The organism is Escherichia sp. MOD1-EC7003 (assembly GCF_002965065.1).
GTDB lineage: Bacteria > Pseudomonadota > Gammaproteobacteria > Enterobacterales > Enterobacteriaceae > Escherichia.
In genome coordinates this window covers 1-444 of record NZ_PTRE01000259.1, presented here as the reverse complement: position 1 = coordinate 444, position 444 = coordinate 1, and the positions used below count along the sequence as shown (strand labels likewise).

General features: G+C 53.2%; 1 protein-coding gene. It reads right to left on the bottom strand.

What is annotated here, in order from left to right:
- Positions 1–89: 89 nt before the first annotated feature.
- Positions 90–444: acetyltransferase (locus A7090_RS24975; protein ID WP_241957303.1), on the bottom strand; the 355-nt coding region annotated here is incomplete at its 5' end.

The window sequence follows — 444 nt, the reverse complement described above, 5'->3', positions numbered from 1 at the left end:
GATGGCCTTTTTGCATTGGTGCGAAAAAACTGCCGGATGCGACGCTGGCGCGTCTTATCCGGCTTACGCAGGCACGGTAAAGGGGCAGCTTATTCCCCCACATACGCCAGATTCAGCAACGGATACGGCTTCCCCAAATCGTCCACCTCAGAGCGTCCCGTAACCTTAAAGCCCATCTTCTTATAGAACCTAACCGCTTGCTCATTTTGCTCATTAACATTGGTTGTCAGCTCCTGGGCCATCGTGAGCGCATGCTCCACCAGCATCTGCCCCACGCCGCAGCCACGAACATCAGGATCGATAAACAGCGCATCCATATGCTGCCCACTTAACAACACAAACCCTACCGGCTGATCCCGCTCATTAACCGCGACCCACAACGGTGTCAGCGCCAATGATATAAGACAGTAATTCACCATTTGGATTGTCCGCTCCACCCAACAT